Here is a 20,092-nt window from a genome sequence, read left to right on the forward strand (position 1 = left end):
AGTAGTGGCCCAGGGCGGGGTCTGAACTGACAAGGGGCTCCGACGATGACATGGTCGGAGCCCTTCCTGCGGGCTGCGGCCGGCCGGGCCGTCATTCTGCCGTCGGCCGTGCGCGGTCAAGGGATACGCCCTGCCGGCTTTCTGACTGGCGACGGATCAGGTGTCCGCCGTGCTGCGCGGCTCGACACCGCGGCGGTATTCGGCGTTGATGCGCTGGGCTTCTTCGAGCTGGTCTTCGAGGATGATGATGCGGCAGGCGGCCTCGATGGGGGTGCCCTGGTCGACGAGTTCCCGGGCGCGGGCCGCGATACGCAGCTGGTAGCGGGAGTAGCGGCGGTGTCCGCCTGCGGAGCGGAGCGGGGTGATGAGGCGGGCTTCGCCGATGGCGCGGAGGAAGCCCTGGGTGGTGCCGAGCATCTCGGCGGCCCGGCCCATGGTGTAGGCGGGGTAGTCGTCGTCGTCGAGACGGCCGTACGAGTCGTCTGCTGTCATTGCACCTCTCTGTGGAACGCGTGGAGGGGCCCTGGTGCCGTTATGGCACCAGGGCCCCGAAGGAACTGCTACACCATCTGCCGGCCCTGGTACTGCGCCGGCCTTCTGTGTCCGCACGCCCGCCCGGGAGAGGACGGGGAATGCGGGGATCGCGGTTGCTTGACCGGAGACCACCTCACTATCGATGTCCTGCGGTACCCGGGCTCATGACTTCCGCCCGGGCGATCCTGATGGCGCGGGTTCCTCCGTTCTTCCCTCGGTGATAACTGCTTACCAAGCGGGGACTGCGTACTGCTGGTACTGCTCTCCTGCGTACTGCTGGTGATGCGAACTGCTCAGTGGCCTGCGAGAGCGCCACTCTTCGACAGCCAGCCCCGTCGCCTCTCTTGCGTCTGCTCTGGCTTAGAACCCCACTGCCGAACCTCCCGGTGCGCGCGTCCGCAGCCGACGCCTTCACCGAGGTGCTGCTCACTGACTTCACTGCTGGGTACTGCGAACTGCACTTGCGGGTACTGCCACTGCGTTAACTGCGGTCCTGCTCACGGCGGCCCCTGATCACTGCGGGCCACCCGGTCCGGTCGTCAGTCCCGTCGCCTTCCTGCGACAACCCTGGCTTCGGAACTCCACCACCGCACCGTCCTGCGAACTGCAACTGCGGGTACTGCTGCCCGGCAGTTCGTCTCTGCCGGGCTCTGCGGTCTCTCTGGGCTACGAGAGAAAACATAACGACACCTCCGCCCAATGTCTACTCCGGCCGACATAGATTTTCGCGTGTTCGGCGGTGAGGTAATCGACCTCGAACAGCGATGGAGGGCGGGAGCAAGCCGGGTTGAGGGGCCGCAGGCCGGGGCACAGGTCCCGGGCAAACAGGACCGGGCATTGACGATCCAGAGACCAGAGTGACCTGATGGACCCGATGAGCGTCAACGTCGCAACCCTCCGCTCCGCGACATCCGTCGCCGACGCACGCGACAGCGCCCGGGACTTCCTCGAAGCTCTCGTACCGGCGATTGCAGCCGAGGCCGCCGACACCGTGGTCCTGGTCGTTTCGGAGCTCGTCACCAACGCCCTGCGTCACGGCGGCGGCACCTGCACCCTGGACCTGACCGCGCACCCGGACAGCATCGAGGTGGCCGTGCACGACCGCAGCCCTCAGGCCGGTCTGAGCGACATCCACGGCGTGCCCGGAAGACCGCGCTGGCCGATGCGGGCCGACCGGCGACGCCACATGCGCGGACTGCAGGTACCCCCAGCCTGGTAACAGATGTTACCATTTGCGTATGGCGAAGACACAGCTGGGCGCACGCGTCGATCAGGACGTCGCGGAACTCGCAAAACAGCGGGCCGCAGACCTCGGTCTGAGCATCGGGGACTACCTGGCGCGCCTCGTGCAGGACGATGCCAGCGGCCTGCGCGCCCGCGCGGTGGATGCGGCCGCCCGCTTCCTTGCCGAGCACCAGGACGTCTTCGACGAGGCCGAGGACGCCCAGCAGACTTCTGCGGGAGTCTGCGCCGCCTGATGGAACTGCACATCGACGTCCCCTGGATCCTGCAGGTCGCCGAGGTGGCCGGCGCGCACGACCCCGCCCCCGACGACTACGGAGTCCCTGTATCCGCCGTCGCGCGCCACCGAGCCGAGTTGTTCGAACAACCCGTCTACGATGGCCCCTACGCCAAAGCTGCCGCACTGGTGCACACCTTGGGGCGGTGCCGCTGGCTCGAGCGCTCCAACATGGCCGTCGCGGCTGCCACCGGCGTCATGTATCTGGAAGCCGCCGGCATCCCCGCCAAACCCACCCGCGACGACGCAATCGCCCTGCGGGACCTGCTCCTTGACCCTTCCTGCACCGCCGCGCAGATCGCCGCACTGCTGCGCTCCTGGCCCACCGCCACCTGATCACGTCCCGTCTTCCTGATCCGGCCGAGCGTGAGACAGAAGCGTCCGGCTCGGGGCATGATCGTGAGGCCCGCGGATCAACGCTCTGGGCCGCGGGCAACCTCCTGCTCCCGACAACGGCACAGGTGCCGGGGTGCCACCCCGTTACTTTCTTCGTGGCCCGAAACGGGGTTCCTAGCCTCCGGGCCCGGCACGACTGTTGCCTCCTGCCTCCTGTCGGCGGTAACTCCCGGAGGTGAATATCCCCTCCGGCTGCTCGCCCTGCTCTAGGAAAGCCGGCACGATCAAAGACTCCAGCCCCGGCTTCCACCGCAGCACCCCGGCCCGATGCTGGACGATGTCGTGCGGCGCACTCTTGGGCCGCGAGACCGGACTGCGGCCGCGGTGGGCGCCCTTGTCAGCCGGCAGTGCCGTGTGACCGTGCTCGGCTGCGATTTTCTCGAAAGAGCCGCCGGGCTGGCCGTCGGTCCAGGGCCTCGACCATGAACGGGCCCCCCCGCACCAGCACGACAAGGGAGGCTGTCCTAGGTGTACTGCCCGGGGACGTTGGTCAACCTGGTGATGGGCGGTTTGCTCGTCCGGCTCTCCGCGCAGCGTTCCGGGCCGGCGGTGGTGGTCCGTCGGCCCGGAGACATGGTCGCCGTGGGGTCAGCGGCTGTTCTTGGTGGTGCGGTCGTCGCCGAGGCGGGCGCTGGACTTGTGGAGACCCTTGCTGCGTTCGGTGGTCTTGGTCTTCTCCTTGATGATGACGGTGCCGTCAGGGCGGATGATCGTGGTGCGCTTGGTGACGGTGGTCTTCTTGGTGCTCTTCTTGGGCTTGTGCTTCTTCTTGGACCAGTCCTTGTGGTCATCGTGGTGGTTGCTGATCGTGGTCGTGGGGGCGGTGTGGGCCGGGGCGGCCTGGGCCGTGGAGGAGAGCATGACGCCTCCGGCGGCCAGGGCGGTGGTGGCGGTGATGACGGCCAGGCGCTGGGTCCGAGTGGTGCGGATCATGGTGGTCTCCTTGGTGTGTGTGGGGGAATGGGGGTTCCAGGTGGTCCGGCTGCTCCGGTGAACCCGTGACTCCAGTAAGCCCTGAACCGGGCACACCGGTCATGACCCTGCATTTCGGGACTTGACGGACGGGAGGGGCCCCTGATAGAAGCCAAAACCCTCCGACACGGCCGGGGCACGGCAGGCACCCCGCGACTGCCTGTCCGTGCGACCCGCCGAAGATTGCCCTGTCCAAGCTGATCAACAGCCGCAAGGGAGTCAGCTCCCGGTACCTGCGCGCCGAGTACACCGGCCGTATCAACCGCATCGGCATGGGGTCGGTGTTCTGGTCCCGCTCCTACTCCGCCGGAAGCTGCGGCGGAGCACCGCTGACGGTGATCCGCCAGTACATCGAGGGGCAGAAGCGGCCCGTCTGACCGTCACTGCGCAGGCGCAGCGAACTCCGGCGCTTCGCGCCTTCGGGCAAGGCTGTCTCGGCCTGCTCCCGGTGGTCGCGGTCACCGCTGCGAACAAGCCGCGTCTCCCCCTGGCCGCGAGGTGGAGTGGGCAGCGTGACGCCGACGCGCTGCGGGATACCGGGGTCGCCGGAGCGGCGTTCGCCTCGAGGCTCCGCGTGGCACGGTCGCGGACCGCTCCGGGGTGGGGAACCTGGTCACGCACCGCCCGGTTCCGGACGCCGGCGACCTGCGTCTGGGCAGCACCACCAAGACGTTCATCCCCACCGTCGTGCTGCAACTGGCGGGTGAGGGCAGGCTGTCCCTCGACCGGACTGGGGAGGGCCTGCTGCCCGGGGTGGTGCCCGGAGCGGGGAACGACACTTCCAACCATCACGGTCCGCCACTTGCTGCAGCACACGGCGGTCTGAGCGACTGCATCCACGACGTACCGCGTCGGGCACGGGGCGCGGCAGCGTCCTTCGGGTGCGTGCATCGGATGCCCCGTCAGGACATCGTCATCCGTGCTTCTCCCGCGTCTCCTGCCGAGCGGCCGCGTGCAGGGCGCGGAGCGCAAGCATCAGGACGCCGATGTCGTCGAGGTACACCGGGTCGGGCAGCACGTCGACGGGCGACACGGTGTAGAGCACGGCCGTCCAGAACAGGGCCTTGTCCCTGAACGGCACTCCGGCATCGAGCAGCACTCTGCGAGCCCTGACCACACGGAACAGCAACCAGGCGGCACCGATCGCCATGGCGAGGACGACCGTGCCGAGGACCCACCAGAGGACGTCATCCATGAGCTTCCTGTACCCCGGCCGAGTGCGGTGAGTCGGCCCACTCCACGGACCCTTGAGCGCTTTCACCCGCTCGGCGGCAGGACGCGGTGGTACAGGGAGCGGTGCCGACTCCGGCGCGAGGCATCGGCGGCCGTGCCCCGCTGGCCCGCGCGCCGTGTGCTCGATGCGCGTCAGGTTGGGGGAGAGCAACTCGGCGTGGACAGCCACGTACTCCACATCGAGTGGCCACATCGCCATCATCCGCGGCCCCCTCGAACGGCCGCACCTGGCGAAGTTCCCGGCCCCGAAACTGCCGCTGAACCTGGGCACCTTGGCCCAGGAGACGGCGTTGACCAGCTAGGCACCGTGCTTGGCGATACCGGCCGCCTCGTACTCGGCACCCACCATGAAGCCGTTGATGTTCGCGCTGCACACAGAGCGCGATGAAGTCGGCGGCCTTCTGAGCGTTTTCGGGGAACAGAAAGCCGTCGTTGATCAGCACACCGACCGGGTAGCCGCCGACGTGCCCTGTGCCGCACACGATGGTCGGGCCGTACCGGCTCGCGGTAATCCACGAACTCCGCTGCCATCCAGCACGTCGCGCACCGGGATGTGCTCACGCAGGCCGGCACTGATGATGCCGGGCAACTCGGCCGCATCGCCCGCGCCCGACCGCAGGCCGGGACTCTGCCGTCGAACACGCGAGAACCGCAATGGCCGGTGTGCACCGGTCGAACAGTTAGGCTCCGACGGCGCCCTTCGCCGGCCCCGGGGGCGTGCGGCTGCCCGCCCGGGTGGTCATTCCTGCGCGATGCCTCCGGCAGGCGCCGGCCCGGGTCTTCCTACCCGGCGGGGCAGTCGGATCTGCGCGGGCCGAGGTGCTGACGATCGGATGAACCCGGGAAGCGGCCACGGCTGCTCTGCGCCTGCTTCCGAGCCTGGGAGGTCCGGCGTGCCTGCTGAGCCGGGGCTGCCGCGCCGCGGGCAGGGCCGTTTGGCCGAGGTCCTTGCTGCCGGCCGGAGGTACCTGTCGCCGGCCAGGGGGTGGGTCCGCTGGTCGCCGTGGGCCCTGCTGGGATTCCTTGCTGCCGTGTACGCGGCCGTCTCGGTGCGGATGCACCAGCGGATGCTGACGTCCGGCTACGACCTGGGAATCTTCGAGCAGACGGTGCGCTCGTACGCCCACGGGCACCTGCCGGTGGTGGAGCTGAAGGGGCCCGGCTACATCGGGCTCGGTGACCACTTCTCCCCCATCGTGGCCACGCTGGCCCCGTTCTACCGGCTGTGGCCTTCCCCGTACGTGCTGCTGCTGGCGCAGGCCCTGCTGATGGCGGCAGCCGTGGTGCCGCTGTCCCGGTGGGCGCTGCGGGCCCTGGGGCCGGCGGCCGCGTGGATCGTAGGCCTGGGCTACGGCCTGTCCTGGGGGATCGCCTCCGCGGTCGGGTTCGACTTCCACGAGATCGCCTTCGCCGTGCCGCTCGTGTCGTTCTCGCTGTGCGCGCTGGGGCAGGGACGGCTGCGGGCGGCTGCGCTGTGGGCGCTGGGGCTGCTGCTGGTGAAGGAGGACCTCGGGCTGACCGTCGCGGTCATCGGCCTGCTCATCGCGTGGCGCGGCGGGCGCAGGCTTGGGACGGCGACCGCCCTCGCGGGCGTTGCCGGCACGCTCCTTGAGGTCCTGGTCGTCATCCCCGCCTTCAACCCCGCCGGGCACTACCCCTACCTGGACTACGTGTCGGGGGTGTCCGGCGGCTTCGCGTCGCTGGTCTACCGCTGGACGGTCGGCCTGGTCGCCGCTCCCGACCCCAAATCCACCACGCTGGTGCTGCTGATGGCCCCCACCGCCTTCATGGCCCTGAGGTCGCCGCTGGTATGGGCTGCCGCCCCCACCCTGCTGTGGCGTTTCTCGTCGGACAACTTTCTGTACTGGGAAACCCGCTTCCAGTACAGCGCGGTGCTGATGCCGGTCGTGTTCGCGGCGCTGGTCGACGGCCTCGTCCGCAAGCCCGTCGGCCGGCGGCTGCTGCGGCATACGCTGATCGTGGTCGCGGTGGTGACCGCGCTGCTGCTGCCGCCGTTCCCGCTGTTCCAGGCCGTCCAGCCGGGCACCTGGCGTACCCCCGCCCGGGTCGCGGCCGCACGCCAGCTCCTGGCCCGCATCCCCGACGGGGCCACCGTCGCGGCTTCCAACCTCCTGGTCCCCCAGCTGTCGGGCCGTACCACCGTCACCGAGTTCGGCCTGCCGGGCAGCCGGCCCGACCCGCAGTGGATCATCGTCGACACCACCGCCCCGCGCGACTTTCCTGTCGGCAGCGAGCAGCAGGCCCGGCTGATCGAGCAGGCCATGGCCCGGGGTTACCGTCGTGAGGGACATGCCGGGGACTATCTGCTGCTGCACCGGCCGTAGCGCCCTGAAGAGGACCACCGGTCACCGCGCGCAGGCCGGTTCGCGAAAGCGGCGTGCCCGGCCACCGGGGCAGGGCGCGGGTGCCCTGACTGAGCGCTTGATCTTGTGCGGTGCGAAAACCCCCGGCGCCTGCGGCTCGGGACGCGTCCGTCGTCGTCGTGGACGCAGCCGTGCTCTTCGGGCGCCCGTGCGAGGTGACTGCGCACGGCCCGGGGCCGGCACCTGCGTGACCAGCGGCGGCTTTGCGGAGCCGGACCCACCCCGGTCACCGCTGGCAGCACACAGCGCGGTACGCCGGCGCACCCGTCGTGCAGCGTGTGGCGGCAGACGCCGCACCGGTGCAGCAGGCCCTGCGGCGTCCCGGGGCGATGGCCGGGCGGCCGGGCGCGCCCGGGCCCGGCCCGGTGGTCATGTCGCGCCTCTCGCGACCGCTGCCGTCTGTCAAGTCCCGAAAAGCAGCGGCATGACGCGATCCGGGGGCCTCGGCTTACTTGAGACGTGGGCTCGCTCAGAGCGGTGGCCCTCCCCGCATCATCGTCATTTTCCGATGCCCCGAGTTCGAGGAGAGTTTCGTGAGTTCCCCACCTCCTCCGTCCGAGCGCCCCACCGGCCCGCCGTCCGGTCCGCTGTCCGGTCCGTCCGGCCGGCCGGCACATGTGCAGCCGTCGGGGACGCCGGGGCCTCCGCCCCCACCAGGGCCTCCCGGCCCACCGGTCGTCGCCGGCGAACCGGGCGGCCCGGGCGGGCGCCACGAGGGGCAGTCGTCCTGGTGGCGGGCGCGCGGCACCCTGGTGTGCGCCGGCACTGCGGTGGTCGTGGTGACGGGGCTCATCCTCTCCTTCACACTCCTGGGCGGGGACAAGAGCGGCGGGGAGATCTTCCTCCAGCCCGCCTCGGCGGCCGACCGCGATCCGTTCACCCCATCGACCGTGCGGGAAGCCGAGCGCGCCGGAGCCCCGCCGGCAACCCGTGGCAGGTGGACGGCCGACGTGAACGGCACCGGCTCCCTCGAGGTCAGCGGTTCGCACCCCGGGCTGTACGGGGGCACGCAGAGCGTCGCGAGCTGCGACGTCGAGAAGCAGATCAAGTTCCTTGCGCAGAACAGGGGCAAAGGGAAGGCCTTCGCCGGCGCCCTGGGCATCCGGCAGCCCGAAATCCCCTCCTATCTGAGGTCGCTGACGTCCGCTCGGCTGGAGTGGGACACCCGGGTCACCAACCACGGGTACAAGAACGGCGCGGCCGCCGACTACCAGGCGGTCCTGCAGGCCGGCACGGCCGTGCTGGTCGACGACCGCGGCGTACCGCGCGTCCGCTGCGCCTGCGGCAACCCCCTGGCCCGGCCCGTCGCCGGCAAGGACACGCCGACGTACACCGGCCGGCAGTGGTCGTCGTTCCAGCCCTCCCGCCTCGTTGCGGTCACACCCGCCGGCAAGCCCATGAAGACCGTCACCATGTTCGACCAGGACCGCAAGGGGTGGTTCGAACGCCCGAGCGGAGACCTGCTCGGCAGCAATGACCGGAAGGTCCCCCGTCCGAAGGACCACCCCCCCGGATCTCCGTTCCCGGTGCTGCCCCCGTCCTCTCCCGGATCGCCCGAGGAGCCCACCGGCAAGGAGACGGGCAGGCAGAAAGAGAAGGGCAAGGCGAAGGACGAGGACACGCTGTCCCCGCGCCAGCCGCAAACCCCCTCCCCCTCGCAATCCCCGGACCATCCGCACAACCTCACCCGCCCGCACACCCCGGAACAGACACCCACCCCGGACCAGACACACACCCCGAGCGACCCGCAACGCCTCACCCAGCCGCACACCCCGAACGAGGCACAAACCCCGGCCCCGCCACAAACCCCGGCTGCGCCACAAACCCCGGCTGCGCCGTCGAACTGAAGGAGGCGGCCCCGGGGTACGGGGAGCGCCGCCTGCTCACCGACGGCCCCGGCGCTTACCGGATGTCACCGGTCCAGTCCCAGAGTCGCCCGTCACCGGCCCGTGGCCCGTACGTTGCTCTGCCGCCGGCCCCGAACGCACCGATCTCGGTGCGCAGTGCCGCGCCGGCGGCGAGTTCTGCCGCGCTCCAGCCGGTGACGTCCAGCAGCAGCCCGTCCAGCGGACCTGCCACCAACTCCCGGTAGACATGCCCCGGTTGCGGGCCCGGATCGGGATCTTCATGGTCGGCGCCGTACACCCGGCCGCGCATCAACTCGTCCATGTCCACCAGCATCGCGATCACCACTGACAAGCCGCGGCCGCAGCGGGCCACGTCGGCAGGTTCCGCCGCCCACAGCATCCCAGGCCCATCCCGGCCGGGTTCGGTCCGCCCTGCCCGGTGGCGCGTGCCCAGGGGCCGGTGCAGGCGGCCCCGCCCTCGGAAGCTGCCGACCGGGACGTGGAGGCCTGTCCCGGCCGCCGAGCGCCCTGCATCTGGACAGTGGTAGCGGGTCCGAGATCGGGGTACAGCCGGGCGCAGGCAACGCTTCGAGTTCGACGGTAGTCAGCACCAGTACCGGTAAGGGCCGGATATGCAGGACGGGTTGGAGGTCTGCTCGGCGGTGGCCAGAGTCCTCGCCCAGTCCCCCAGCGGTCCCAGCCATTGCGGCTCCACGAGTCCAAGGACGAAGACGAGCACAGACGTGCCCACCACGGCCCGGGCGAGCAGCGGGAGTGTCCGCTCTGCCAGGTCGTCGCCCAGAAGGCTCATCATGACGGCGAAGCCCGGCACTGCCAACAAGCTGCAGAAGACGAGCGTGCTGGCCAGGAGCCCGAGAAAGCCCGCGGCCAGGCCGGCAGCGTTGGGGATGGGGAGCAGGCTGGAGAATCCGGCTCCCCCCACCCCGGCCACCACGGGTACCGCGGCAGTCAGTGTCACACCGGCGCAGCTCCTCGCCAAGGAGCCGGTGTACTTCTTCAGGTTGCTGCGGGTGCCGCTGTCAGGGGCCGGCAGAAGGGGGCCGGAGGTAGTTCCCGGGCCGGGGACAAGGGCCTCGGGCAGGGCGCCGGCGTTGTACTCGTCCAGGATGTCCTCCAGTACGTCCGTCCCGTCGGCCGCGTGCCCGCGGGCCGGGCGAAGACGCCAGATGCGTCTCCACAGGGCGCTGCGCCGGGTTTCCTGGATCCACCGGGCGAGTTCGGCGTCCCGCTCGATCAGCGTCTGCCGTGCCGCCGTCAGCTCCCGGGAGGCAGCATCCAGTTGGTGCTGCAAGCCCTCGACCGTACGCAGCGCTTGGGCGCACTCCTCCTGCATCTGCCCAAGGCGCCTGCCGAGCGTCCCGAGTTCTGAGTCGGTGGCCTGACGCTGTCGGTCCAGCTGGTTGCGCACGGCGGCGAGCTCCCGCTCCACCCGTTCCATGTCCGCGGTCAGGCGGGCACTGCGAGCCTCGGCGCTCACCGCCCGGGCCAGCGCCTCGTCCCGGGCTCGCATCAGGACGTAGAACTGGTGCAGGACGGGCTTCTTCTTGGCCAGAGCCGTCTCGTAGCTCTTCCACAGCCCCTCGTACTCGGCCGGGCCCGGGGGCTCGGGGAGATGTTCGGCCGCCAGATCGACCAGGTGCTGCACGATGTCGCGGGTGGGGAGCCGGGCTCCCGCGACCCACCGCTGCAGCGTCGTCTTGCTCACGCCCCTCGGCTTCTCGCCCGGTGCCGGCCCGTCACCGCCGGTGGTGCGGACCCGGCGCGCAAGCTCGTGAGCAAGACGCTCCAGCGGCCACCCGTGAGCGTGCAGAGGGGAGATGACCAGGTCCCGCATTTCCTGCACCCAGCTGCGGACCTCCACCGGCAGGTCCGGGTCGACAGGGTTCGTCGGCCGTCCCGTGCCTCGATACCTACGCGCCTTCTGCGGTGGCGGCTCGGCCACGCTGTTCCCCCCGTAACCCGCGCCCGGTTGATTCCCCCCTGGCGCGCGAAGATTTCCGGTTGATCCCGCTGACGCACCTGCCGGGCCGGGCCCCACCGTTGTGGTGACTCAACGGAGCAGTCACTGCACGGAAAGGTACGAGCCCATCATGCCCAGCCAGTTCCTCACCCCGCGCCGCTTCGGCCCGATGCGCCGTGCGCGTCGAACCCGCGAGAGCCGGAAGAGCTCCGGGGCGTGCTCCGGCCGCCGTTCACCCACCGACCCGCCCGAACCCCCGGCCTGCCTCCCACGTCACCGTGATCGCGCTCAGCCCCATCGGGCCGAGCTGCTCTGCGTCGGCCGGTCCGCCCCTGACGTCCTTTCCGACTCACGGCCCACGCCGCGCCCCACCGCGGGCTCGGGCCGCGCTTGAACAAGGAGTGACCGCCCATGGACACAGCCACGGTCATTGTCACCATCGTCTCCGTCATTGCCGGCAAGTCCTGTGTGCTGATGGCCCTGTGGCTGCGCCTGCGGTGGCGAACCCGGCACGAGCAGGTCCAGCGGCAGCACCTGGCCGCCGTCGCCGAAGCAATCGCCGAAGCAGGACAGGTCGAAGTCATCGAGCAGCGAGCAGACGGACACCGCATCCGAATCAAGATCACACACCGGCCCGGAGACTAGGGAGCCAGCACGAACAACCCCGATCCGAGACCCACCGGATCTGCTGCCGGGCAACGGCTTGCCGTCCGGGGTGCGGGGCAGGAAGTCCAGCGGCGAGGGCCCGGGCCGGCGTAGACGACGCAGCCGGACAGCACCGCGAGCGGGTACTGGCCGGCCGCCCTTGTTGGCCATCTTGCGCCGGCCGTCGACGTGCGCGGGAGACGACTGGATCACCAGGTCCACGGTCCCCCACAATGACCCCGGCAGTCACCGCACAGCACGTCACGAGAGGAAGCACCGTCGCATGGCCGGCAACACAGACATGGTGGCCTTCATCGAGGCGCGGCTCACCGAGGAGGAGCAGGTCGCGCGGGACGCCGGCGGCGCGAGCTGGAGGTGCCCGGCCGACGTGCCCGGAGAGGTCCACGACAGGACCTCCGGTATCGCGTTCACGGTCAGAGGAGCCGGCTACGACCGGCACATCGCGCTCCAGGACCCGGCTCGCACGCTGGCCCGCATCGAAACCAGCCGCGTCCTGCTCGGCGAGTACACCGAAGTGGCCGACCGGGACACCGACCGCCCGGACGACGACTACACCTCCGGCCGTGCCGTCGGACTCGGCTTCGCAGTACGCCAACTGGCCGCCGAATACGCCTGGCACCCGGACTACAAAGCGAAATGGCTCCCCCGGTTCATCCGATGACGCCCGCACAGGTATGAGGAACCCGAACGGTGATGATGCTCGGTGTCCCCCTGTTCCTCGGAGCCTCACCGCCCTGCCGGCTCCTCCCCCGGCCATGGGCAGCCCCGGCTGCACCCGAACACCGGGCGCCGCGGCCGGACTTCGGCCCGGCCGCCCTTGCCCGGCGGCCGCCTCCCCCGGGACGAGGGGTACCACGCGTATCGCGTCCGACGGTCCGCTGCGTGCCGCGTGCGGCCCGGGGCACACGAAGAGGGTGACGACACCTGCCTGCGATACCGAGCGCCCGCGCGCCGCCCGCCGGCTGCGGCTGCCGTGGTGGCTGTCCGTGCCGGCCGCCCTGCTGCTGGTCCTGGTTGTGGTGGTCCTCGCCGGACGCTTCAGTCTGCTGCCCGGATTCGACGACGTCTTCGGCGAGGAGACGAAGGACCGGTCGGGGCCCGCCCTGCTCAAGTCCATCAAGGACATGAACCGTTACGAGGGAGCGTCGGGCAACTTCCAGATCGTCGTGGACCTGGAGAAGGACGCCAGGTTCCTCCCGGACGCGATCCGCGGCACCCGCACCCTGTACGTGGGGGCGGGCAGCGTCAGCGCGTACGTGGATCTCGGCTCGCTCGGCCAGGACAGCGTCAGTGTCGACAAGGACCGTACGGCGGCCACACTCCGCCTTCCGCACGCCCGTCTGGGGGCGCCTGCCCTCGACCCCGAACGGTCGTACGCGGTGTCCAAGCAGCGCGGGCTCCTGGACCGTCTCGGAGATCTGTTCTCCGACAACCCCGCCGACGAACGCGCGGTGAACCGGCTCGCGGCACAGCGCATCGGCGAGGCGGCGAAGGACAGCGGGCTCACCGCGCGGGCGGAGAAGAACACCGCGTCCATGCTGGAGGGCCTGCTGCGCTCCCTCGGATTCCGGCAGGTGAGCGTCGTGTACGGGTGACGGCGGGCGGCCTGGTCCGGCGGCCCGGGGCCTTCCGTCGCCAACAGTGGCCGCACCGGTCGTCAGTGCCGTATCCGGTGGAGCACCGCAGCGGCCCCGGACGGGATCGGGTGATCTGTCCGGGACCCGTGGCGTCAGCCGGCGAGGGTCACCACCTGTGGGCCACATCCACGATCAGTTTGTCGCCCGACTGGAGCACCCGGAAGGGCAGTCTGGCCCGGACGCCGAGGCCGACCTGCGTCTGTCCCTCGAAGCTCGCCCCGAACCTGGTGTCCGTGAACGTCTGGTACCCGGTGAGATTCACACCCGGCAGCGGCTTCCCGGCCCTGCCGGTGTAGGTCTGGCGGAGCGTCACCGGGTCGTAGCTGGGTGCGGAGAGGTAGATCTGGAGAATGGCGCCCCCGCGGACCGGGATGGGGTCACCGGAGCCGTCCTGATGGAACGCCTCGACATAGCCGACGTGATAGCCGAGCCTGCCCGTGGCCCCGCTGATGTCGAAAACCATGCGGTCGTAGCACGTGGTCCGGCTCGTGGTGATGTTCCTCAGGGGCTTGGCGTCCGCGTCCGTGGCCGACTTGACGCCGCTGCCCCAGACGGTCGAGCAGGCGGTGGCCGGCGCTGGCGCCTCCGCCCGGTGCGGCGCGGCGCCGGCCGTCCCCGCCGCGCTCATCAGGCCCGCTCCCGCCAGCACGAGCGCCGCGCCCGCTGCCCACAACCGTTTCATGACCCACTCCTCGACATTGAGACGTACAGGTACACGCAGTGAGACGGCCGGGCAGCGCGCGAGTTGCGCCGCTTCCGCATTTCGGCCACCGACAGCGCCACATTGTCGTGAATGCGCGAACGGCAGACCATCGCGCCGCGCACCGATCCGGCAGCCGGCCTCGGGTGCAGCCCCCGCCGGGCGTCAAGGCTCCCGGCCGTGCAGGCCTGTGCCGTCAGGATGCCTCTGGGCGCCGGGGAAGGCGCGGCGGCCGGGCAGCGTCCCGGTGCCGGGCGGGCCGGCGGCCGGCGGCCGGCGGCCGTGAACGGGCCGGGCGGCCTTCGGTCATGGCGGGCGCCCGGGCGGGCCGGCGGCCGGCGTCGGGTGGCGCCGGCCTCGCTGCCCGGCCGGGCAGCGAGCCGCCGGGCCCCGGCGGGTCAGAGCGCGGTGGCGTACGTGCGCAGCCAGTTACTGAACGCGGGCCCGAGCTCGGGATGCTCAACGGCCAGCTGGACCTGTGCCCGCAGGTAGTCGCCCCGGTCGCCGGTGTCGTAGCGGCGGCCCTCGAACACGACCCCGTGGACGGGGCCGTGGGAGTCGTGGGACGCGAGCGTGTGCAGGGCGTCGGTCAGCTGGATCTCTCCGCCGCGTCCGGGCGGGGTCTCACGCAGGACGGCGAAGATCTCGGGGTCCAGCAGATAGCGGCCGATGACCGCGAGGTTGCTGGGCGCGCTGCCCGGGGCCGGCTTCTCCACCAGTGCGGTGAGCCGGCGTACGTCGTCGCCGGCGGGCGAGGGCTGTACGGCGGCCGCGCCGTAGAGGTGGATCCGGTCGTCCGGGACGGGCATCAGTGCCACGACGCTGCCGCCGAGCTGCTGCCGGATCTCGATCATCCGGGCGAGGAGGGGATCGCGGGGATCGATCAGGTCGTCACCGAGCAGCACGGCGAACGGCTGGTCCCCCACGTGCGCCTCGGCGCACAGCACTGCGTGTCCGAGCCCCTTGGGGTTTTGCTGGCGCGCGTAGTGAACGGTGGCAAGACAGCTGGATTTCCTGACCAGTTCCAGCTTTGCCGTGTCTCCCTTTTCCTGGAGCAGGGATTCCAGCTCATGGGCGCGGTCGAAATGGTCCTCCAGCGCCCGCTTGTTCCGTCCCGTGATCATCAGCACATCGGTGAGACCGGCCGAAGCGGCTTCTTCGACGACGTACTGGATTGCCGGCTTGTCCACCACCGGAAGCATTTCCTTGGGCGTGGCTTTCGTCGCCGGAAGGAATCTGGTGCCGAGGCCGGCGGCCGGGACGACCGCCTTGACCACAGGCTGGACGTGGGTATCGCGAAGGCTCATGTACGTACGCACGGCCAGTACATGGCCGCGCCCCCTCCTCATTCTCTTCACAGTGCGCGCACATGATAGATGCCGAACCCCCGCACCTCGGTCCGGTTTGCCCGTTCTTGTCGTGTTCACTCCTTTAATCAGGCCAAACGAAACATTCTTGTAACGCACGGGCGGAAAAGGTTGACGTTGGAGGGATCTTGGTCACATCCGGCGAACAGTCGTTCATATATGCTTTCGTCGCCCGGTCAAGTGTTCGCTATGGGGTGACTGGGTCAGGTGGGGTATTCGGGGCTGATCGCCCGGGGAGTGTCCGAATGAGTGCAGTGAACCCTGTCCGGGTGCCCGGACAGCGGTCTCGCCGGCGTGCGCGCAGGAGAACGGGGCGGGAACCCCTCGGTCTGCTTCCGCTGCCGCCGACCGATGCCGAGAAGTATTCATACGCCAAGCGTCATCTCTGGGTTCTCACCCTGAGTTCGCTGGTGAGCTTCTGCTGTCTCACGCTCAGTCAGTTCAAGCTGGCGCAGTCCACGCCACTGCTGTGGATATACACGCCGCTGCTCGTCTTCACGGTCATCTATTACCTGGTGTCCCTGCGGGTCAATGCGTTCACCCGCGACTTCGACATCAAGCACCACCGCCGGCTGGCGCGCGAATGGCGCCCCGCGGTCTACCCGTCCGTCGATGTGTTCCTGCCGGTGTGCGGCGAACCCATCGAGGTGCTGCACAACACCTGGACGCATGTGAGGGCCCTGGCCGACCGCTACCCGGGCACGTGCGTTCCTTTCGTGCTCGACGACTCCGCCAGTCCCGAACTGGAGGCGATGGCCGCGGACTTCGGCTTCCGCTACGGCACCCGCCCCAACCGGGGCTGGTACAAGAAGGCCGGCAACCTCCACTTCGGCTTCGGCCAGTCCGACGGCACGTACATCCTCATCCTCGACGCCGACTTCACGCCGCGCGCCGACCTGCTGGAGGAACTGCTCCCGTACATGGAGGCGGACAAGCGGATCGGCATCGTCCAGTCGCCGCAGTACTTCCGCGTCCTGGACTCGCAGAACTGGATCGAGCGAGGGGCCGGAGCGGTCCAGGAGCTCTTCTACCGCTCGGTCCAGGTCTCCCGTCAGGGCAGCGACGGCGCCATCTGCGTCGGAAGCTGCGCCGTCTACCGGCGCGCGGCGCTGGAGACCAACGGCGGCACCACGCTCATCGAGCACTCCGAGGACGTCCACACCGGATTCGACCTGCGCGGCCTGGGGTGGGACCTGCGGTACGTGCCGGTCGCGGTGTCCACCGGCGTCTGCCCGGACAGCGCCGGCGCCTTCTTCAACCAGCAGTACCGCTGGTGCTCCGGATCGATGAGCCTGCTGGCCAGCAGCAAGTTCTGGCAGTCCAGGATCCGTATGTCGAGCCGGCTCTGCTACCTGTCCGGCTTCTTCTACTACATCCACACCGCTCTGTTCACGTTCGCCGCCCCGGTCATCCCGATCGTGCTGCTGCTGGACATGCCGCAGAAGCTGAAGGTCGAGCACCTGTGGCTGGTGCTGCCGAGCATCATCTACACCACGGTCATCTTCCCCATGTGGCACCGCGCCCCGTACCGGCTCGAAGCCTGGGCCGCCCGCATGATGTACGGCTGGGCGCACGTGTTCGCGATCTGGGACATCCTGCGCAAGAACCGTATGGGCTGGCAGCCCACCGGCTCCTCCGGGGCCAAGAAGAACAAGACCCGCCGCTTCTGGATCGGGATGTGGGCCTGGAGCGGGGGCACCGCCCTGATCTGGGTGGGCGCCGCCGTCTGGCGGATGTTCACCATGAACGCGCCCGACTTCGCGCTTGTTCTCTCCTCCGGGATCTTCTACGCGCTGGTCGTCGCGCGCGTCCTGGTCCAGCCTCGAACCGGAAGTGCCGCCTGATGTTCCTCGCCCGAACGAGGACGGCCTGCTGCGCGCTGCTCGCCGCCGCCGTCCTCGCCGTGACCGGCTGCTCCTTTCTGGGCCAGGACGGCGACCGCGCTCCCGCCGTCACACCCGGGGCCAGGGCCGCCGAGGACGGGACCGGCGTCCCCTTCGACGTCCGGCCCCTGATCAAGCCGGGGAAGAAGTACTTCGGCGCCGCCGTGGACGGTGCCCCCACCGACATGGCGAAGCTTCAGCCGTACACCGACCAGGTGGGCAAGCAGCCGAACCTGGTCGAGTACTACGCGGCCTGGGGCGACGGTTTCCACGCCCAGGGCGTGCGCAACGCCTGGCACAAGGGCGCCCTGACGGTCATGTCCTGGGAGCCGTTCACGACACCGCTCGCCGACATCGCCGACGGCTCGGCGGACGCGTACATCACGCAGTACGCGAGCGCCGTACGGAAGCTGAACCTTCCGGTCGCGATCAGTTTCGCGGACGAGATGAACGGCCAGTGGGAGAAGTGGGGCACCGAGCGCACCACCCCCGCCCAGTACGTGCGGGCGTGGAGGCACATCCACGACATCTTCGCCGAGGCGGGCGCCGCGAACGTGATCTGGACCTGGGCGCCGAACATCATCAACCCGGTCAAGAGCACCGACATCGAGAAGTACTACCCCGGTGACGCCTACGTCGACTGGGTCGGGATGATCGGCTACTTCACCGGCAACGAGGACAACGCCTTCTCCAGCGTCTTCGGGCCGACCATCACCAAGGTCCGCACCTTCACCGACAAGCCGCTGCTCATCCTCGAGACCGCCGCCGAGCCCGGCCCGCGCCGCCGTGCGGACATCCGCAACCTCTTCGCCGGCGTCGAGAAGGACGAGAGCATCGTCGGCTTCGTCTGGTTCGACTACCGCAAACGCGCCGACTGGCGCCTTGCCGCCAGCCCCCTGGCCCTCGCCGAGTTCAAGCGGCTCGCCGCCGACGGCCTGTTCGGCTTCGACGTACGGACACCCTGATGGAGCCAGACATGAACGACCGCCGCAACGAGCGACGCGGCGCCGTGCCCCCTCAGCACGTCCACACCCCGCGGCCGCACGACCCCTACGACGACCACCCCGGCAGTGACGCCTTCACCTGGTTCCCCGGCAACGGCACCGGCACCGGCGCCGGCGACACGGCCCCGCCCGCACCCGGCCGGTACGACCAGGAGCAGTACAGCCGGGACGAGTACGGCCGGCACTACGCCCCGGGCACCTACGCCCAGCACCAGTACAGCCAGGGCTACCCGCAGGGCCAGTACATCCAGGACCACTACGGCCGGACCCAGTACGTCCAGCATCCGTGGCCCTCGTACGGGGAACAGCACCAGGCGCCGCAGCCGGCCCCCGCCGGCCCCGCCACGCACGCCCCGACCGCGCCCTGGGCTACCCAGGCGGTGCCCGGCCCCGAGCCGGACAGCCCGAAGGAGCAGCCCGAGCGCGCCTACCACATCCCCCAGACCCCGGAAGCGGGCTGGGACATGGGCGCCAGCCGCAGGCGCGCCTGGGTCAGCCGCGCCGTACTGCTGTGCATCCTCGCCATCCAGATGGTGCTGTCGCTGCGGCTGGACAACACGGCCTTCCAGGACGAGGCGCTCTATCTCTCCGCGGGCCACGCACAGCTCGACGGCACCGGCGCCGGCAGCGACTACGCCGGCTACTTCTCCGGCTCGCCCGCGCTCTACCCGGTGCTGGCGGCGCTCGTCGACGCACAGTTCGGGCTGACCGGTGCCCGGGTGCTGAGCCTTGTGTTCATGCTGGGCACCACAGCCCTGCTCTACGCCATCACGCGCCGCCTGTTCAACGAGCGGGTCGCGCTGGCGGGGGCCGCGCTGTTCTCCGTGGTCCAGTCGACCGTCGTCCTGGGCTGGTTCGCCACCTACGACGCACCCGCGGTCTTCCTGCTGGCTCTTGCCGCCTGGATCGTCGTACGCACCGACCGCGCGCCGGCCCTGGCCGTGCTGGCGGCAGCCCCCGTGGCGGTGCTGGCGGTCGGCGTGAAGTACGCCGCCGGCCTGTACCTGCCCACGCTGATCGCCCTCGCCGTCCTGACGGCCTGGCCGCACCGGCGTGGCGGCAGCGTGCTGCGCGGCATCGTGCTCGCGGCCGGCATCGCCCTGCTGCTCGGTGCCGGGCTGGCGTTCAGCGATGTGCTGGACGGGGTGCGGGCCACCACCACCGACCGGGACGCCGGCAGCGACTCCGCGGCCGAGGTGTGGACCAAGTCCGCACTGTGGGGCGGCCTGATGTTCGTCACCGCCTGCGCCGGTGCCCTCTCGTACACGCGCCGCGGCCGGATGAACGAGTCCCCGCTCTCCTTCAAGATGAGCGGACCCGGCTGGCGCTGGCGGGCCGTGCTGGGCCTCGTGCTGTGCGCCACCGCACTGCTCGCGCCGCTCTACCAGGCCCACCTGTCGACAACCGTCGCCCTGTACAAGCACCTCGGGTTCGGGCTGCTCTTCGCGGCACCGATGGCAGGCGTGGGGATCAGCCGCCTGGTGGGAGCCCACTTCCGCTACCCGCAGCTCGGCATCATGCTCTGGGTCGCCGTGCTGTGCACGGGCCTGGCCCAGTCCGTCGAGCGGTTCGCGTCCTGGCCGCAGGCCACGCAGCTCACCAAGGCCCTGAAGGAGCATGTCACTCCCCAGGGCCGGTATCTGGCCTCGACGCCCAACGTGCCCGTCTACTACCTGCGCGAGCAGACCGACCAGTCACGCTGGACCTCGCTCTACGGCATCGGTTACAAGGACGCCCAGGGCCGGATGCACCGGGGTGAGGCCGGTTATCGCACCGCCATCAAGGACGGCTGGTTCGACATGGTCGTCCTGGACGGCGTGGCCAACCCCGCCATGGACGAGGTCGTCATCGACGCGCTGAAGAAGAGCGGCAAGTACCGCCTGCTCGGCAGCATCCCCTTCACGGCCGGGGGTCAGCAGGGCACATACCGGATCTGGGTCAAGGCGTAATGCCCAAGGCCGGCACCATC

General features: G+C 70.1%; 20 protein-coding genes and 2 pseudogenes. 14 read left to right on the forward strand and 8 right to left on the reverse strand.

From position 1 onward, the window contains the following. Positions 1-156: 156 nt before the first annotated feature. A complete protein-coding gene (locus ACFYWI_RS30400) occupies positions 157-492 on the reverse strand; it encodes a MerR family transcriptional regulator (RefSeq protein WP_389238660.1) in 336 nt (111 codons plus the stop codon). Positions 493-1,399: 907 nt separating this feature from the next. On the opposite strand from ACFYWI_RS30400, the gene ACFYWI_RS30405 reads away from it, so the two are divergent. From ACFYWI_RS30405 to ACFYWI_RS30415, 3 genes are read left to right on the forward strand one after another with little or no spacing between them, the layout of a single operon-like run. Further along, the gene (locus ACFYWI_RS30405) at positions 1,400-1,753 is read left to right on the forward strand and encodes an ATP-binding protein (protein WP_389238662.1); all 354 of its coding nucleotides are present in this window, start codon (positions 1,400-1,402) and stop codon (positions 1,751-1,753) included. Positions 1,754-1,772: 19 nt separating this feature from the next. After that, complete coding sequence (locus tag ACFYWI_RS30410) at positions 1,773-2,012, forward strand: hypothetical protein (protein WP_389238664.1); 240 nt, start codon at positions 1,773-1,775, stop codon at positions 2,010-2,012. Then, a complete protein-coding gene (locus tag ACFYWI_RS30415) occupies positions 2,012-2,389 on the forward strand; it encodes a fic family toxin-antitoxin system, toxin component (RefSeq protein WP_389238666.1) in 378 nt (125 codons plus the stop codon). Before ACFYWI_RS30410 ends, ACFYWI_RS30415 begins: the two co-directional genes overlap by 1 nt. Positions 2,390-3,037: 648 nt before the next feature. Here the strand turns inward: ACFYWI_RS30415 and ACFYWI_RS30420 are convergent. Further along, complete coding sequence (locus ACFYWI_RS30420; RefSeq protein ID WP_389238668.1) at positions 3,038-3,382, reverse strand: hypothetical protein; 345 nt, start codon at positions 3,380-3,382, stop codon at positions 3,038-3,040. Between the two features lie 221 nt (positions 3,383-3,603). Here ACFYWI_RS30420 and ACFYWI_RS30425 point away from each other — a divergent pair, with 221 nt between their 5' ends. Then, positions 3,604-3,798, forward strand: a complete 195-nt coding sequence (locus ACFYWI_RS30425; protein WP_389238791.1) for a transposase — start codon at positions 3,604-3,606, stop codon at positions 3,796-3,798. A gap of 223 nt (positions 3,799-4,021) precedes the next feature. Beyond that, positions 4,022-4,123 (forward strand): annotated as a pseudogene (locus ACFYWI_RS30430) (hypothetical protein); the annotation flags it as partial. A gap of 211 nt (positions 4,124-4,334) precedes the next feature. On the opposite strand, the gene ACFYWI_RS30435 reads toward ACFYWI_RS30430, so the two are convergent. Then, the gene (locus ACFYWI_RS30435; protein ID WP_389238670.1) at positions 4,335-4,616 is read right to left on the reverse strand and encodes a DUF1232 domain-containing protein; all 282 of its coding nucleotides are present in this window, start codon (positions 4,614-4,616) and stop codon (positions 4,335-4,337) included. 163 nt (positions 4,617-4,779) lie between these two features. On the opposite strand from ACFYWI_RS30435, the gene ACFYWI_RS30440 reads away from it, so the two are divergent. Continuing rightward, positions 4,780-4,956 (forward strand): hypothetical protein, encoded by a 177-nt coding sequence (locus ACFYWI_RS30440; protein WP_389238803.1) that lies wholly within the window; start codon positions 4,780-4,782, stop codon positions 4,954-4,956. 126 nt (positions 4,957-5,082) lie between these two features. On the opposite strand, the pseudogene ACFYWI_RS30445 reads toward ACFYWI_RS30440, so the two are convergent. Continuing rightward, positions 5,083-5,136, reverse strand: a pseudogene (locus ACFYWI_RS30445) (hypothetical protein); the annotation flags it as partial. A 411-nt stretch (positions 5,137-5,547) separates the two neighbouring features. Here ACFYWI_RS30445 and ACFYWI_RS30450 point away from each other — a divergent pair. Both ACFYWI_RS30450 and ACFYWI_RS30455 read left to right on the forward strand, forming a co-directional pair. After that, entirely contained in the window at positions 5,548-6,999 is a 1,452-nt protein-coding gene (locus ACFYWI_RS30450; protein WP_389238672.1) for a DUF2079 domain-containing protein, read from the forward strand. Positions 7,000-7,571: 572 nt separating this feature from the next. Further along, positions 7,572-8,885 carry a DUF6777 domain-containing protein gene (locus ACFYWI_RS30455; RefSeq protein WP_389238674.1) on the forward strand — a complete coding sequence of 438 codons (1,314 nt, stop codon included), beginning with the start codon at positions 7,572-7,574 and terminating at the stop codon, positions 8,883-8,885. A 55-nt stretch (positions 8,886-8,940) separates the two neighbouring features. Here ACFYWI_RS30455 and ACFYWI_RS30460 read toward each other — a convergent pair whose 3' ends face one another. Both ACFYWI_RS30460 and ACFYWI_RS30465 read right to left on the reverse strand, forming a co-directional pair. Next, positions 8,941-9,207: a hypothetical protein gene (locus ACFYWI_RS30460; RefSeq protein ID WP_389238793.1), complete on the reverse strand. Its 267-nt coding sequence runs from the start codon at positions 9,205-9,207 to the stop codon at positions 8,941-8,943. Positions 9,208-9,489: 282 nt separating this feature from the next. Next, positions 9,490-10,611 (reverse strand): hypothetical protein, encoded by a 1,122-nt coding sequence (locus tag ACFYWI_RS30465; protein ID WP_389238676.1) that lies wholly within the window; start codon positions 10,609-10,611, stop codon positions 9,490-9,492. Between the two features lie 666 nt (positions 10,612-11,277). Between ACFYWI_RS30465 and ACFYWI_RS30470 the strand changes: the two genes are divergently transcribed. The 3 genes from ACFYWI_RS30470 to ACFYWI_RS30480 all read left to right on the forward strand — a co-directional run bounded on the left by ACFYWI_RS30470 (position 11,278) and on the right by ACFYWI_RS30480 (position 13,127). Further along, positions 11,278-11,511 (forward strand): hypothetical protein, encoded by a 234-nt coding sequence (locus ACFYWI_RS30470; RefSeq protein ID WP_389238678.1) that lies wholly within the window; start codon positions 11,278-11,280, stop codon positions 11,509-11,511. Positions 11,512-11,794: 283 nt separating this feature from the next. Then, on the forward strand, positions 11,795-12,193 hold the full coding sequence (locus tag ACFYWI_RS30475; protein WP_389238680.1) for a DUF6221 family protein: 399 nt from the start codon (positions 11,795-11,797) through the stop codon (positions 12,191-12,193). Between the two features lie 253 nt (positions 12,194-12,446). Beyond that, complete coding sequence (locus ACFYWI_RS30480; protein WP_389238682.1) at positions 12,447-13,127, forward strand: DUF4230 domain-containing protein; 681 nt, start codon at positions 12,447-12,449, stop codon at positions 13,125-13,127. A 148-nt stretch (positions 13,128-13,275) separates the two neighbouring features. On the opposite strand, the gene ACFYWI_RS30485 is transcribed toward ACFYWI_RS30480, so the two are convergent. Both ACFYWI_RS30485 and galU read right to left on the reverse strand, forming a co-directional pair. Then, positions 13,276-13,851, reverse strand: coding sequence for a hypothetical protein (locus ACFYWI_RS30485; protein ID WP_389238684.1), 576 nt, complete (start codon positions 13,849-13,851; stop codon positions 13,276-13,278). A gap of 416 nt (positions 13,852-14,267) precedes the next feature. Further along, positions 14,268-15,176, reverse strand: coding sequence for a UTP--glucose-1-phosphate uridylyltransferase GalU (gene galU / locus ACFYWI_RS30490; protein ID WP_389238795.1), 909 nt, complete (start codon positions 15,174-15,176; stop codon positions 14,268-14,270). Between the two features lie 305 nt (positions 15,177-15,481). On the opposite strand from galU, the gene ACFYWI_RS30495 reads away from it, so the two are divergent. From ACFYWI_RS30495 to ACFYWI_RS30505, 3 genes are read left to right on the forward strand one after another with little or no spacing between them, the layout of a single operon-like run. Next, positions 15,482-17,080 (forward strand): glycosyltransferase family 2 protein, encoded by a 1,599-nt coding sequence (locus tag ACFYWI_RS30495; RefSeq protein WP_389238686.1) that lies wholly within the window; start codon positions 15,482-15,484, stop codon positions 17,078-17,080. Further along, the gene (locus tag ACFYWI_RS30500) at positions 17,080-18,084 is read left to right on the forward strand and encodes a glycoside hydrolase family 26 protein (protein WP_389238688.1); all 1,005 of its coding nucleotides are present in this window, start codon (positions 17,080-17,082) and stop codon (positions 18,082-18,084) included. Before ACFYWI_RS30495 ends, ACFYWI_RS30500 begins: the two co-directional genes overlap by 1 nt. A gap of 11 nt (positions 18,085-18,095) precedes the next feature. Continuing rightward, a complete protein-coding gene (locus tag ACFYWI_RS30505) occupies positions 18,096-20,072 on the forward strand; it encodes a glycosyltransferase family 39 protein (RefSeq protein WP_389238690.1) in 1,977 nt (658 codons plus the stop codon). The last annotated feature ends 20 nt before the right edge of the window (positions 20,073-20,092 follow it).

It is taken from the genome of Streptomyces sp. NPDC002889 (assembly GCF_042888425.1).
Taxonomy (GTDB): Bacteria; Actinomycetota; Actinomycetes; order Streptomycetales; family Streptomycetaceae; genus Streptomyces.